Origin of the sequence: uncultured Nocardioides sp. (genome assembly GCF_947488025.1) — a bacterium.
In the GTDB taxonomy this organism is placed as follows: domain Bacteria; phylum Actinomycetota; class Actinomycetes; order Propionibacteriales; family Nocardioidaceae; genus Nocardioides.
Genome location: NZ_CANKYS010000002.1, coordinates 103,770 through 117,869 on the forward strand (window position 1 = coordinate 103,770; position 14,100 = coordinate 117,869).

11 protein-coding genes are annotated in these 14,100 nt (G+C 69.7%); all 11 read right to left on the minus strand.

Annotated elements, in window-relative coordinates; genetic code table 11:
* The 11 genes from alaS to Q1B24_RS03925 all read right to left on the minus strand — a co-directional run bounded on the left by alaS (nt 1) and on the right by Q1B24_RS03925 (nt 14,070).
* A complete protein-coding gene (gene alaS, locus Q1B24_RS03875; RefSeq protein WP_299923471.1) occupies nt 1-2,718 on the minus strand; it encodes an alanine--tRNA ligase in 2,718 nt (905 codons plus the stop codon).
* Nucleotides 2,718-3,008, minus strand: a complete 291-nt coding sequence (locus Q1B24_RS03880; RefSeq protein WP_299923474.1) for a DUF6167 family protein — start codon at nt 3,006-3,008, stop codon at nt 2,718-2,720. Before Q1B24_RS03880 ends, alaS begins: the two co-directional genes overlap by 1 nt.
* Entirely contained in the window at nt 3,008-3,511 is a 504-nt protein-coding gene (locus Q1B24_RS03885; protein WP_299923477.1) for a hypothetical protein, read from the minus strand. Before Q1B24_RS03885 ends, Q1B24_RS03880 begins: the two co-directional genes overlap by 1 nt.
* Before the next feature lie 19 nt (nt 3,512-3,530).
* On the minus strand, nt 3,531-5,201 hold the full coding sequence (locus Q1B24_RS03890; RefSeq protein WP_299923480.1) for an alpha-amylase family protein: 1,671 nt from the start codon (nt 5,199-5,201) through the stop codon (nt 3,531-3,533).
* A 32-nt stretch (nt 5,202-5,233) separates the two neighbouring features.
* Nucleotides 5,234-6,190: a TIGR03885 family FMN-dependent LLM class oxidoreductase gene (locus tag Q1B24_RS03895; protein WP_299923483.1), complete on the minus strand. Its 957-nt coding sequence runs from the start codon at nt 6,188-6,190 to the stop codon at nt 5,234-5,236.
* Between the two features lie 18 nt (nt 6,191-6,208).
* On the minus strand, nt 6,209-7,567 hold the full coding sequence (locus tag Q1B24_RS03900) for a replication-associated recombination protein A (protein WP_299925063.1): 1,359 nt from the start codon (nt 7,565-7,567) through the stop codon (nt 6,209-6,211).
* Between the two features lie 46 nt (nt 7,568-7,613).
* Nucleotides 7,614-8,942: a dipeptide ABC transporter ATP-binding protein gene (locus tag Q1B24_RS03905; RefSeq protein WP_366916421.1), complete on the minus strand. Its 1,329-nt coding sequence runs from the start codon at nt 8,940-8,942 to the stop codon at nt 7,614-7,616.
* Nucleotides 8,939-10,036 (minus strand): ABC transporter ATP-binding protein, encoded by a 1,098-nt coding sequence (locus Q1B24_RS03910; RefSeq protein ID WP_299923486.1) that lies wholly within the window; start codon nt 10,034-10,036, stop codon nt 8,939-8,941. The genes Q1B24_RS03905 and Q1B24_RS03910 overlap by 4 nt, the downstream gene beginning before the upstream one ends.
* Complete coding sequence (locus Q1B24_RS03915) at nt 10,033-11,043, minus strand: ABC transporter permease (RefSeq protein ID WP_299923489.1); 1,011 nt, start codon at nt 11,041-11,043, stop codon at nt 10,033-10,035. The genes Q1B24_RS03910 and Q1B24_RS03915 overlap by 4 nt, the downstream gene beginning before the upstream one ends.
* 148 nt (nt 11,044-11,191) lie before the next feature.
* Nucleotides 11,192-12,970, minus strand: a complete 1,779-nt coding sequence (locus tag Q1B24_RS03920; RefSeq protein WP_299923492.1) for an ABC transporter substrate-binding protein — start codon at nt 12,968-12,970, stop codon at nt 11,192-11,194.
* 65 nt (nt 12,971-13,035) lie between these two features.
* Nucleotides 13,036-14,070 carry an ABC transporter permease gene (locus tag Q1B24_RS03925; RefSeq protein ID WP_299923495.1) on the minus strand — a complete coding sequence of 345 codons (1,035 nt, stop codon included), beginning with the start codon at nt 14,068-14,070 and terminating at the stop codon, nt 13,036-13,038.
* Nucleotides 14,071-14,100: the final 30 nt, after the last annotated feature.

Consider the following 14,100-nt stretch of genomic DNA (forward strand, 5'->3'; position numbering starts at 1 on the left):
TCAGACCTGCGCCCTCGCGGCGACCTCACGGGTGACGAGCTCGAGGGCCTCGTCGATGCGCGAGGCGTCGGTGCCGCCGCCCTGGGCGACGTCGTCCTTGCCGCCGCCCTTGCCGCCGAGCAACGGTCCGACCGAGCGGACCAGCTCGCCGGCGGACAACCCGCGCGCCCGTGCCGCGTCGTTGGTGGCGGCCACGACCGACACCTTGCCGTCGGCCTGACCGATGATGACCACGACGCCGGGCTCACCCTGAGGGAGCCGGCCACGCACGTCCATCGCCAGGTTGCGTACGTCACCCCCGCCGGCGCCGTCGGCGCGGTGGGCCACGACCTTGACGGGACCGACCTGCGCCGCACCGGCAGCCAGGTCGGCGCTCGCGCCGAGGAGCTGGGCGAGGCGGGCCTTCTCCAGCTCCTTCTCCGCGGCGCGCAGCCGCTCGGTGAGGCCCTGCACGCGGCCGACGAGGTCGTCGGGCTGGGTCTTGAGCAGGCCGGTGAGCTGGGCGACGACGTCGCGCTCGCGGGCGAGGTAGCCGAAGCCCTCCACGCCGGTGAGCGCCTCGATGCGCCGGTTGCCCGACCCCACGCTCGTCTCGCCGGTGACCACGACGGTGCCGATCTGCGAGGCGTGGTCGACGTGCGTGCCGCCGCAGAGCTCGCGCGACCAGGGTCCGCCGATCTCGACGACCCGGACCTTGGTGTTGTCGTAGGTCTCGCCGAACAGGGCGATCGCGCCCCACTCCTTGGCCCGCTCGAGCGTCATGTAGTCCCACGACACCGGCAGGTCGGCGCGCAGCGCCTGCTGGGAGACGAGCTCGATGTCGCGCACCTGCTCGGGGCTGAGCGCCGAGGTCCAGCCGAAGTCGAGACGGAGGTAGCCGGGGCGGTTGTAGGAGCCGGACTGCAGCGCGGTCGGGCCGAGCACCTCGCGCAGCGCGGCGTGCACGACGTGGGTGCCGGAGTGCGCCTGACGGGCGCCGGTGCGCCACTCGGGGTCAACGCGGGCGTGGAGCAGCCCCTTCTCGCCGGTTGAGCCTGTCGAAACCAGCTCGCCCTCGAGCACGCGCACCTGGTGGACGACGAGACCCTTGATGGGGCGCTGGACGTCGAGCACCTCGAGCCGTCCGCCGTCGAAGACGATCGTGCCGGCGTCGGCGACCTGGCCGCCGGACTCGGCGTAGAACGGGGTGCGGTCGAGCACCAGCTCGCCGACCTCGCCCTCGGCCAGCCGCGTCACCGGTGAACCTCCGCTGAGGAGGGCGAGCGGCTTCGACTCCGTCTCCAGCGTCTCGTAGGCGAGCCACTCGGTGGGGCCGTGCTCGTCGAAGACGCCGCGGTAGACGGCCGTGTCGCCGTGGGCGCCCTTCTTGGCGCGGGCGTCGGCCTTGGCGCGCTCGCGTTGCTCGGCCATCAGGCCGCGGAAGCCCTGCTCGTCGACGGCGAGGCCCTGCTCGGCCGCCATCTCGAGCGTGAGGTCGATGGGGAAGCCGTAGGTGTCGTGCAGGGCGAAGGCCCGCTCACCGGACAGCGTGGTCCCGCCTGACGTCTTCACCTCGGACGCGGCGGTGTCGAAGATCTGGGTGCCGGCCTGCAGCGTCTTGCGGAACGCGTCCTCCTCGGCGTAGGCCACCTGCGAGATGCGCTCCCAGTCGGAGACCAGGTTGCCGTAGACCGGCCCCATCACGTCGCGGGAGAGGGGCATCAGCTCGGGCAGCACGCGGTCCTCGCAGCCCAGCAGGCGCATGGAGCGCACCGCGCGGCGCAGCAGCCGGCGCAGGACGTAGCCACGTCCGTCGTTGCCGGGGGTGACGCCGTCGCCGATGAGCATCATCGAGGACCGGACGTGGTCGGCAACCACGCAGAAGCGAACGTCGTCGGCACGATCGACGCCGTACTTCTTGCCGGTCAGCTCCTCGGCCCGCGCGATGACGGGGTAGACGATGTCGATCTCGTACATGTTCTTCTTGCCCTGGAGCAGCAGGGCGACGCGGTCGAGGCCCATGCCCGTGTCGATGTTCTTCTTCGGCAGCGAGCCGGCGATGTCGAAATCGGACTTCGATCGCACGGCGCTCAGGTCGTCCTGCATGAAGACGAGGTTCCAGATCTCCAGGAGTCGGTCCTCGAGCTCGACCGGCATGTCGGGACCGAGGGTGGCGACGTCGAAGTCCGGGCCGAACTCGGGGCCGCGGTCGAAGAGGATCTCCGAGCACGGTCCACCGGGTCCGGGCACGCCCATCGACCAGTAGTTCTCCTTGGGGCCGAGCTGGACGATCCGTTCGCGGGGCAGCCCGGTGACCTTCATCCAGAGGCCGATGGCCTCCTCGTCGCCGACCAGCACTGACGGGTAGAGGCGTTCCTTGTCCAGGCCGTAGCCGCCCTCCTCCACGGAGTTGGTGACCAGCGACCACGCCAGCTCGATGGCGCCCTCCTTGAAGTAGTCGCCGAAGGAGAAGTTGCCGCACATCTCGAAGAAGGTGGCATGCCGGGTGGTCTTGCCGACGTCCTCGATGTCGGGCGTGCGGATGCACTTCTGGACGCTCGTCGCGCGGTCGAACGGCGGCGTCTCCTGCCCGAGGAAGTAGGGCTTGAACGGCACCATGCCGGCGTTGACGAACAGCAGGTTGGGGTCGTCGGCGAGGGTCGAGGCGGAGGGCACCACGGCGTGTCCGGCGGCCTCGAAGTGCGCGAGGAAGCGGCGGCGGATCTCGGCGGTGTCCATCAGTGGTCCTTCTCTGCGTCGGTGGTTGAGGGGCGAGCGGTGCGAGCCTCGAAACCACTCGAGAGCTCGGGTGGTCCATGGGGCCTCAGCCCGAGCTGCTCGCGCAACTCGGTTTCGCGCTCGGTGCGGCCCTGCTGGACCTCCTCGGCGAAGACCCGGGCACCGGCCTGCCAGCCGCGGACCCGGTCGCGCAGGCCGTCGGCGGTGAGGGACTCGGCGGCGCGGCGGGCGCGGGCAGCGGCGTACACCCCGACCCCCGCCCCGGCGACGAACCAGAGAGGGCGACCCATCAGGCGACGTCCTCCCGCACGGCTGCGCGCTCGCGGGCGCGGAACTCACGCAGGGCCTGCTTCATCTCCGCGCGGCGCTCGCGTCCGGCGACCCTGGTCTCCTGCCGCACCGCGAACCGGATCCGGTTGCGCGTCTCGGGCGACAGGGCGCGGCGCAGGCCGTGGGTCCAGCCGGCGGCCTTCACCACCGTCTCGCGCGCGACGATGTCGGTGAAGAGCCGGCCGTCGGTGGGCCGGGCCACGGGCACCGCCGCAGCGGCACCGGGTGCCTCGTCGGGCTCGTCGTCGGACGCTCCCACCTCGGTGATCACGAAGGCGGTCGTGCCGCTGTCGGCGACGGGGGGCGCCTGGGCGGCGGGGGTCGACACCAGGGCGACACGCTCGGCCAGCGACGACACCAGCGCCTCGGCGCGGCGGGCGCGGCGCTGCGCGAGCAGGGCGACGACGAGCGCCACCAGCGCCACCGCACCGGCTGCCGCCAGCCCCACCTGCTCGTTCGTCACGGCGCCGAGCCTACAAGCCTCATGGGATCGAGAGGTCACCCGTCGGGCGCACCCGCAGCCAGCGGAACCCGTAGCCGTCCAGCGCCACGCGCGTCGTCGCGGCCCCGGTCACCACCTCCTCGGCCATCAGGTCCACCGCCTCGAGGTCCTCGTCGCGCGGATCGACCGGTACGTCGACGACGACGGGCTCGGCACCGAGGTTGTGCACCGTCACGACGGCGCTGCCGTCGAGCTGGCACCGCTGCACCAGCACCTGGGCGGACGGCTGCTCGACCACGCTCCACGTCCCCCACCCCAGCTCGGGACAGGTGCGCCGGATGCTGATCAGCTTGCGCATGAAGCTCCACAGCGACTCCGGGTCGTGCATCTGCGACACGACGTTGACGTGCTCGGGCCCGTAGGCGTCCGGAACGACCCGCTGCACGAGACGGGAGGGTGCGGCGGTGGAGAACCCGCCGTTGCGCCCGCCGCTCCACTGCATCGGGGTGCGTACGGCCATGCGGCCTTCGGCCTCGAGGTCCTCGCCCATGCCGATCTCCTCGCCGTAGTAGAGCGTCGGCGTGCCGGGGAGGGAGAACATCAGGCTGTAGGCCATCCGGATCCGACGGGGGTCGCCGCCGAGCATGGTGGGGAGCCGCCGCTTCAGGCCGCGGTCGTAGAGCTGCATCTCCGGCTCCGGCCCGAAGGCCGCGAAGACCTCCTGGCGCTCGGCGTCGGAGATCTTGTCGAGGGTGAGCTCGTCGTGGTTGCGCAGGAACGTCGCCCACTGGCAGGTGGCCCCGATGGCCGGGCGTTCCTCGAGCGCGGTGACGATCGGACCTGCGTCCTCCCTGGCCAGCGCGAGGTAGGTCGCCTGCATCCCGATGAAGTCGAACTGCATCTGCAGCTCGTCGGCCGCCTCGCCGCCGAAGAACGCCAGCTGCTGCGCGTGCGCCAGGTTGACCTCGCCCAGCATCATCGCGTGGCCGGCGCGACGGTTGAGGAAGCTGCGGATGGTCCGCATCAGCTCGTGCGGGTCGACGACCAGCGCCGGGTCACCGATGTTCTTCGCGTTCTGCTCCAGGAACGGGATGCCGTCGACCCGGAAGCCGTCGAACCCCAGCTCCAGCCAGAACCCGACGACCCGCAGGATCTCATCGACCACCTCGGGGTTGGCGAGGTTGAGATCGGGCTGGTGCTTGTAGAAGTTGTGGAGGTACCACTCCCCCGTGCGGTCGTCGAGCTCCCAGATGGAGTCCTCCCGGTCGGGGAAGACGACGAGCTTCGACGTGTCCGGGGGCTCGGTGTCACGCCAGACGTAGTGGTCGCGATAGCGGTTCGACGTGCTGCGCCGCGCCGCCTGGAACCACGGGTGCCGGTCGGAGGTGTGGTTGACCACCAGGTCGGCGATCACGTTGATGCCGCGGTCGTGCGCGGTGCGGATCACCTCGACCAGCTGGCCGTGGTTGCCCAGGCGCGGGTCGACGCCGTAGAAGTCGGTCAGGTCGTAGCCGTCGTCGCGGTCCGGGCTGGGATAGAACGGCATGAGCCACAGGCAGGTGATGCCGAGCTCGGCGAGGTAGTCGATGCGCTGCGCCAGGCCCTCCAGGTCGCCGGTCCCGTCGCCGTCGGCGTCGTAGAAGGTCTCGACGTCGAGGCAGTAGATCACTGCGCTCTTCCACCACAGGTCGCTCGTGTCGGTCACTCTCACCGGACCAGACAAGCAGACACCGGACGTCGGCGTCAGCCCCGGAGGGCGGGGAGGACGTGCTCGCCGAAGGTGTCGAGGAAACCCTCCTGCTGCTGGCCCACGAAGTGGAGGTAGACGTCGTCGAAGCCCACGGAGGCCAGCTCGGCGATCCGGTCGCGGTGCCACGCGAGGTCATCAGACACCTCGACGGCGCCGCGCACCGCCTCCATGTCGACGTGCTCGGCCATGACGTCGAACCCCTCCGGGGTCTCGGTGTCCCAGTTCACCGGCTCGGTGAAGACGTTGCTGCGCCACTGGTCGAAGGCGATGGCGTTCGCCTCCTCGCTCGTCGGAGCCCACGACAGGTGCACCTGGAGCGCGAGCGGTCCACGGCCGCCCGCGTCGCGATAGGCCGCCACGATGTCGCGCAGCACGTCGACGGGCTGGTTGATCGTGACGAGACCGTCGGCCCACGCGGCCACCCTCGCAGCGGACGGGACGGACACCGCCGGGCCGATGAGGCGGGGCCGCACCGCCGGGACGTCCCAGAGGCGCGCCCGATCGACAGTGATGAGACCGTCGTGGCTGACCTCCTCGCCGTCGAGCAGGCGCTGGATCACCTCGACGCACTCCTCGAGCCGTCGGGTCCGCACCTCCTTCCGGGGCCACCGCTCACCGGTGATGTGCTCGTTGCTGGCCTCGCCACTCCCCAACGCGGTCCAGAACCGCCCGGGGAACATCTCCGCGAGGGTGGCGATCTTCTGCGCCACGACGGCGGGGTGGTAGCGCTGACCCGGGGCGCACACGCAGCCGAGCTCGAGCCCTGTCGTGGCGAGCGCCGCCCCCAACCAGGACCAGGCATAGCCGGAGTGACCCTGCCGGCGGCTCCAGGGGCCGAAGTGGTCCGAGCACATGGCCATGTCGAACCCGGCCCGCTCGGCGTGCTGAACATCGGTGAGCAGCTGCGACGGCGCGATCTGCTCGTGGGAGGCGTGGAATCCGAGGCGCATGTCGCCACCGTAGCCGCGTCAGCCACCCCGCACGATGCGTCGTACGCGCTCCCAGCGTTCCTTCACCCCGGCCTCGGCCCCCAGCGCCGTCGGCCGGTAGTAGCTGGCGTCGACGAGGACGTCGGGGAGGTACTGCTGCTCGGCCACGCCGTAGGGCTCGTCGTGCGGGTAGGCGTAGCCCTTGCCGTGGCCGAGGTCCTTGGCGCCTCCGTAGTGCGCGTCGCGCAGGTGGGCGGGTACCTGGCCGATCTTGCCGGCCCGCACGTCGGAGATCGCTGCGTCGATCGCGGTGATCACCGCGTTGGACTTGGGCGCGACGGCGAGGTGGATGGTGGCCTGCGCGAGGTTGATCCGGGCCTCGGGCATGCCGATCAGCTGCACGGCCTGAGCCGCAGCGACGGCCGCCTGCAGCGCGGTCGGGTCAGCCAGGCCGACGTCCTCGCTCGCGTGCACGACCAGGCGCCGGGCGATGAACCGCGGGTCCTCCCCCGCCTCGATCATGCGCGCGAGGTAGTGCAGCGCGGCGTCGGGGTCGGAGCCGCGGATGGACTTGATGAAGGCGGAGATGACGTCGTAGTGCTGATCGCCCTGCCGGTCGTAGCGCACGGCGGCCTGGTCGACGGCGGTCTCGGCGGTGGCGAGGTCGATCGCGGCGTGACCGTTGCTCGCCGCGGCACCGGCGGCTGCCTCGAGGTAGGTCAGGGCACGCCGCGCGTCACCGCCCGCCAGTCGTACGAGGTGGGCGCGGGCGTCCTCGTCGAGCGTGGTGCCGCCGGCCAGCCCGCGCTCGTCGGCCAGTGCCTGGTCGATCACCTCCGCGACGTCGTCGTCGGTGAGCGACTGCAGCCGCAGCAACAGGCTGCGCGACAGCAGCGGGCTGATGACGGAGAAGAAGGGGTTCTCGGTGGTGGCGGCGATCAGGGTGACCCACCGGTTCTCCACCCCGGGCAGCAGCGCGTCCTGCTGGGCCTTGGTGAAGCGGTGCACCTCGTCGACGAACAGGACGGTCTCCTGCCCACCCCGGGCGAGCTCGGCGCGGGCGCCGTCGATCGCGGCGCGCACCTCCTTCACGCCCGCGGCGACGGCCGACACCTCCACGAACCTGCGCCGCGTCTGCTGGCTCACGATCGCCGCGATGGTCGTCTTGCCGGTGCCCGGGGGTCCCCAGAGCAGCAGCGACATCGACTGGTCGCCCTCGATCAGCCGGCGCAGCGGTGAGCCCGCGGCCCGCAGCTGCTGCTGACCGACGAGCTCGTCGATCGTGCGCGGACGCATCCGCACGGCCAGGGGCGCCGAGGCATGGGTGTTGGCACCGAGCGAACCGGCGCTGGGTACGGCTCCGGGCGCGGGTTGCCCCGCGCCCGGAATCTCGAACAAGCCGTCCACGCCGGGAAGTATCCCCCGACCGCGTCAGGCGGCGGCCTCAGGCCCCCGTGGTCTGCTTGGACTCCAGGTCGTACCAGGTCTTCTCGTAGCCCGGGATGGTGAGCTGCTCGTTGGTCGGCGTGGCACCCGGAACCGGGCTGCCCTGGTCGTCGACGGCGAGCAGGTCGGTGGTGACCGGGGTCGCCGGGTGGGCACCCAGCTCGCCGGCGAAGTGGCAGGCCACCTTGTGGCGCTTGCCGATCTGCAGGAGCGGCGGCTCGACCTTCGCGCAGATCTCCTGGGCGAACTGGCACCGGGTGCGGAACCGGCACCCCGACGGCGGGTTGATCGGGCTGGGCACGTCACCCTCGAGCCGGATGCGCTCGCGCCGACCACCGATGGCGGCCTGCTTCACGTCGGGCACGGCCGAGAGCAGCGCCTGCGTGTACGGGTGGTGGGCGTGGCCGTAGATGGTCTCGCGGTCACCGATCTCGACGATCTTGCCGAGGTACATCACGGCCACCTCGGGGCAGAAGTGACGCACCACCGCGAGGTCGTGGGCGATGAACAGGAACGCGATGTCGAATTCCTTCTGCAGGTCCTGCAGCAGGTTGACGACCTGCGCCTGGATCGACACGTCGAGGGCCGAGACCGGCTCGTCGGCCACCAGGAGCTTGGGGTTGAGGGTGAGCGCCCGCGCGATGCCGATGCGCTGGCGTTGGCCGCCGGAGAACTCGTTGGGGTAGCGGTTGTAGTGCTCCGGGTTGAGGCCCACGACCTCGAGCAGCTCCTGCACCCGCGACAGGATCTTGTTCTTCGGCACGACGTTGTGGACCGCGAGCGGCGCCCCCACGATCGAGCCGACGGTGTGACGGGGGTTGAGCGAGGTGTAGGGGTCCTGGAAGATCATCTGCACGTCGCGGCGCAGGGGTCGCATCTCGCGGTTGGAGAGCTTGGCCAGGTCCTGGCCCTCGAACATCATCGATCCGCCGGTCGGCGTGTAGAGGCGCGTGATCAGCCGACCGGTCGTGGACTTGCCGCAACCGGACTCGCCGACCAGGCCGAGCGAGCCGCCGCGCGGCACCTGGAACGACACCCCGTCCACCGCCTGCACGTGGCCGACCGTGCGCCGGACCAGGCCGGAGGACTTCACGGGGAAGTACATCTTGAGGTTGTCGACGCTGATGATGGGCTCGGCGTCGGGGTCGAGCGCGGTGGCGACGTGCCCGTGCTCGGCCAGCGCGTGGAAGTCCGGCGACTCGCGGGACGCCTCGTGATCGTCCACGACGTCGGTGTGGTGCGACAGGTCGCGATCGCCCGTCTCCGCAGCATTGGCACCGACCTCGCTGGCGTCGACCGCCACCTTCGCGTTGGGGTCCTGGCTCATCGGGTCTCCTCGGCGAGGTCGGGGGCGATCTCCGGCAGCACTTCCGTCTGGTAGATCTCCTGGGGGTTGGGCAGGTGGCACCGCTTGAGGTGACCGGCGCGGTTGCTCGCCGACGTGAGCTCGGGCAGCTCGGTGACGCACAGGTCGCCGGGCACCTTGCCCCGGTGGGCGCACCGAGGGTGGAAGGAGCAGCCCGACGGCGGCTTGAGCAGGCTCGGCGGGTTGCCCGGGATCGGGATGAGGCGCGCGTCGGTGGACGCACCGACCTCGGGGATGCTGGAGAGGAGACCCCACGAGTAGGGCATCTCGGGCTTGGTGAGGATCTCCTTGGTGGTGCCGAACTCCACGCAGCGGCCGGCGTACATCACGAGCACGTCGTCAGCCATCTCGGCGATGACGCCGAGGTCGTGGGTGATGATGATGACCGCCGAGTTGAACTCGCGCTGCAGGTCCTGCAGCAGGTCGAGGATCTGCGCCTGGACCGTCACGTCGAGCGCGGTGGTCGGCTCGTCGGCGATCAGCAGCGACGGGTCGTTGATCAGGCCCATCGCGATCATGGCGCGCTGGCGCATGCCGCCGGAGAACTGGTGGGGGAAGTCGTCGACGCGACGGTCGGGCTGCGGGATGCCGACGCGGTCGAGCATCTCGATCGCCCGGCGACGTGCGTCGCGCTTGGACGCCTTGGGGTGGTGCATCGCGTAGCCCTCGGCGAGCTGGTCGCCGACCCGGTAGAACGGGTGCAACGCGGCCAGGGCGTCCTGGAAGATCATCGCCATCGAGTTGCCGCGCAGCTTGCGCATGCGGCTCTCGGCGAGCCCGACGACCTCGGTGCCGCCCACGCGGATGGAGCCGGTGATCTCGCTCGACTTCGCGTCGTGCAGGCCCATCACCGCCATGCTGGAGACGGACTTGCCGGAGCCGGACTCGCCCACGATGCCGAGCGTCTTGCCCAGCTCGACCGAGTAGCTCAGCCCCTTCACGGCCTGCACGGGTCCGTCCTGCGTCGGGAACGTCACCGTGAGGTCCTCCACCTGGAGGAACGGTCCGTCGACGTCGCTGGCGGGAGCGGCGGACGAGGGGGACGTGATGGTCACGAGAGCCTCACTCGGGGGTCGAGAATGCTGTAGACGACGTCGACAACGATGTTGGAGATGATGAGCACCGCGGCGCCGAACAGGGCGGTGGCCGAGACCACGGGCAGGTCCCGCTGGGAAACCGCCTGGAGGGCCCACAGTCCGATCCCGTCGATGTCGAAGATCCTCTCGGTGAAGATCGTACCGGCGAGCAGGGTGCCGAACTCGATGCCGAAGATCGTGATGACCGGGACCAGCGCTGCACGCAGCCCGTGCCGGTAGACCACCGAGTTGGAGGTCAGGCCCTTGGACTTCGCCGTACGGATGTAGTCCTCGTTGAGCACCTCGACCATCGATCCACGGGCGTAGCGGGTGTACTGGGTGCACCCGAAGGCGCCCAGCGCCAGCCAGGCGAGCAGCATCCCGCTGAACCACTTCGCTGGGTTCTCGGTGATCGGGAAGTAGCCGGTCTCGGCGAACAGGGGTATCTCCCAGCTGATGGTGAGGAACAACCACGTCAGCAGGGCGAACAGGTAGTAGGGGATGGAGGAGATGACCAGGAAGCTCGAGACGAGTGCCTTGTCGGCCAGGGTCCCGCGTCTTCGGGCCGCGGCGACGCCGATGGGGATGCCGAGGGCGAGGTAGAGGAACGCGCCGCCGATGGCCACCGAGAAGGTGGCGGGCATCCGGGTCTTCATCTCCTCGAACACCGGAGCCTTGGTCCGGTAGGAGTAGCCCAGGCACGGGGCGTCGCACTGGAACTTGGTGGTGCTGCCGAACTGGATCTCGCGCCCGGCCACGACACCCTTCATGAACGTGCCGTACTCCTCGTACCACGCGTTGTTGAAGCCGAGGTTCTCGCGGAACACCTCGAGGCGCGCAGGCGTGCAGCGGTTGCTCGTGTCGTTGTCGCAGATGGTCTGGGCGGGCTCCGACGGTCCGTACCAGAACAGCAGGAACACGCTCATCGAGATGAGGAAGAGGACGACCACGCCCGAGAGCAGGCGCTTGACGACATAGGCGAACACGAGGGTTTCCCTCCGGGGGTTGTGAGCAGCTGCCGGCGGTGCCGGACACACGGTGGTGTGGGGGCCCCGGGTCACGGGACCCCCACACCGAGGTGGAGCGAGGTCGACTGATCCAGTCAGTCAGTCAGTCAGTCAGTCGACCACAGGATCACTGAGCGACGTAGAGATCCTTGTAGTTGGGCGCGCCGAGGGCACCGTCACCGGTCGGGTTCCCGATCTTCTCGCCGAAGGCGAAGAGGTCGTTGCGGAACGCGGTCGGGATGATCGGGTAGTAGTCGGTCGCGATCTCCTCGTCCAGGGCGCCCCAGGCGTCAGCCTGCTGGTCGAGCTCCATGGTGCCGATCTCGTTCATCTTGTCGTCGATCGCCTGCTCGGAGAACTGCGCGGTGTTGTAGGTCGCACCGGTGCGGAGCAGGGCCGGGATCATGGTCGAGCCCGACGGCCAGTCGGAGCACCAGTTGACGCCACGCAGGTTGAGCTTCTTGTTGATCTTGTTGTCCGGGTCGGTCCAGATCGTGTAGAGCGAGGTCTCGATCGGGACGGGGTAGGACGTGACCGTGAAGCCGGAGTCGGTGAGACCCTTCTCGATCTGCTTCTGGGCAGCCTCGACAGTCGGCGAACCGGTGTTGTAGGCCATGTGGATCTCGTAGCCCTCTTCGCCGGCCTCGGCCAGGATCTCCTTGGCCTTCTCGGGCTGGTAGGTGATCTGCTCGCCGTCGACCTGGTAGTCGGACTTGCCCGCCATGCCGGGAGGCATGACCGAGTTCGCCGGCACGCGGGTCACGCCGGGGACCTCACCGGAGGCCTGCCACACGCTCTCGTACGGGTAGGCGTAGGCCAGGGCCTTGCGGATCTCCGGGGTGGTCTTGGTGTAGTCCGGCGCCCAGAAGCTGGTGCACTGGGCCGACTGCTGCACGAGACGCTCGCCCAGGTCGGAGTTGAACTTGGCGTAGTTCTCGGCGGTGATGCTGGCCGAGAGGGCCGTCTGCGACTCGGTGTTGCCGCTGAGCATCAGCTCGTCGGTCTGGGTCGGGTCGGCAGCGAACTTGAAGATCCACTTGTCGGCGTACTGGTGACGAGCCGGGTCGGAGTCAGCCGCCCAGGCGTCGTTCTTGACGAGGACGAGCTCCTCGCTCGGGCGGAACGACTCGACCTTGTAGGGGCCGGTCGACAGCGGGCTGCGACCGTACTCCGGCGGGTCGGAGACCTTGCCGAGCGGGGCCGGGCCCATCGCCATGAAGGCGCCCCAGTAGTCCATGTCCGGGAAGGGCTGGTTCATCTTGATGGTGACCGTGCGGGCACCCTCGTCGAAGGTGATGCCGTCGTACTCCTTGCCCTTGTCGGTGTAAGGGCCGTTGTAGGAGTCGGCGTCGAGGAAGTAGGTCTTCGAGTACTCGGTGCCGGGACCGGACGGGAAGGCCTCGGAGTCGAGCGAACGCTGGATGCCCCAGGCGACCTCCTCCGCGGTGATCGGCTTGCCGTCCTCCCACGTGGCGTCCTCACGGATGGTGAAGGTCCACTCCGTGAAGTCGTCGTTGGGCTGGCCCAGGTCGGTGGCGAGGTCGGGGACGAGGATCATCTCGCCCGACTCCTCGTCACGGGAGTACTGGGTCAGCGAGCGGTGCGTCAGCGCCTGCTGGATCGAGTTGCCCGTGACCGACCAGCCGTTGGTCGGGTCGAGGTCCTCGGGGCCCGGGTCGTCCGGCAGGTACACCGTGATGGTGCCGCCGGCCGACGCGCCCTCGACCTCGGGCGCGGGGCCCTGACGCTCCGCGTCCTTGGCGATGGTCTCCGAAGCGTCCTGGAAACCTTCGCTGCCGCTGCCGTTGTCGCCCTCGTCGTCGTTCCCGCCGCCGCCACCACAGGCGGCGAGGGTCACGAGCGCGGCGCTGGTGGCGAGTGCTGCCGCCGCCTTGGTCCGTCTCATTGTCCAGCCTTTCGTTGTTGTTCGCACACCGGAAGCGCCCGGGTGACGTGTGTGGGAGAACCGCCTCAGCGGCGGGTCTTGGGGTCGAACGCGTCTCGTACGGCGTCGCCCAGGAGGTTGAGAGCGAGGACCAGCGCCACGACGCCGATCAGCGGCTCCCAGAGGTAGAGGGGGTAGTTGCTCCAGTAGGGCACCGCGTTGGCGATCGTCTGGCCCCACGAGGCGCTGCCGGTCACGCCGATGCCGAGGAAGGCCAGGCCGGCCTCCGCCGCCACGAACGCCGGGAGCATCAACGAGATGCTGATGACGATCGGCGCGGTGAGGTTGGGCAGCAGCTCGCGGAACAGGATGCGCCGCGTGGGCATGCCGAGCACGCGGGCCGCGTGGATGAACTCACGCTCACGCAGCGAGAGCACCTCGCCGCGGATCAGTCGCGCCACGGTCATCCAGCCGAACAGCGACAGGATCCCGATGAGCGAGGCGATCTGCACCGTCTCGTAGCTGTCGCTGGTGCCGAACCGGTCGATGATGATCGGGGCGATCGTCAGCGCGGCCAGCAGGAAGGGGATCGTGAGGAAGAAGTCGATGATGAACGACAGGATCCGGTCGACGACGCCACCGGCGAAACCAGCCACGAGGCCGACCACGATGCCGACCACCGACGCGAACAGCGTCGCCGCGCCCGCGATGATGAGGGACGTGCGGCAGCCGTAGATCCAGTGGGCCAGGTTGTCGGCACCGGTGCGCGGAGCGATGCCGAAGGGATGCTCGGGATCGAACTCGTGGAACGGCGGGCCCGTCTTGGGGTAGCCCACGCCGGGCTCGGCGAAGTTGCACTCGAGGACCTCGCACGCACTGACCGTGTCGAGGCTGACCCCGAACGCCTTGGCGATCAGGTCGGCGAAGATCGCGACCAGGATGAAGAAGAGCACGACGATCGCGCAGACGACCGCGATCTTGTCCTTCCGCAACCGGGCGAACGCGATCTGCATCGGCGACTTGCCGGCAATCTCCTTGCCCTGCTTGCTGTTCGGGTCGGTGACTTCCGCTTCGTCGCTGAGCGAGCCCAGGGTCTCGGGCCCTGTCGCTGGTGCCGACATTCTCTCCCCATCACGTTCGGGTTGGGTGGC

What these genes read in the sequence shown, in the direction of transcription:
- alaS (WP_299923471.1), bottom strand. Translation starts at nt 2,718, where the DNA reads ATGGACACCGCCGAGATCCGCCGCCGCTTCCTCGCGCACTTCGAGGCC.
- Q1B24_RS03895 (WP_299923483.1), bottom strand. Translation starts at nt 6,190, where the DNA reads ATGCGCCTCGGATTCCACGCCTCCCACGAGCAGATCGCGCCGTCGCAG.
- Q1B24_RS03920 (WP_299923492.1), bottom strand. Translation starts at nt 12,970, where the DNA reads ATGAGACGGACCAAGGCGGCGGCAGCACTCGCCACCAGCGCCGCGCTC.
- Q1B24_RS03905 (WP_366916421.1), bottom strand. Translation starts at nt 8,942, where the DNA reads ATGAGCCAGGACCCCAACGCGAAGGTGGCGGTCGACGCCAGCGAGGTC.
- Q1B24_RS03880 (WP_299923474.1), bottom strand. Translation starts at nt 3,008, where the DNA reads ATGGGTCGCCCTCTCTGGTTCGTCGCCGGGGCGGGGGTCGGGGTGTAC.
- Q1B24_RS03925 (WP_299923495.1), bottom strand. Translation starts at nt 14,070, where the DNA reads ATGTCGGCACCAGCGACAGGGCCCGAGACCCTGGGCTCGCTCAGCGAC.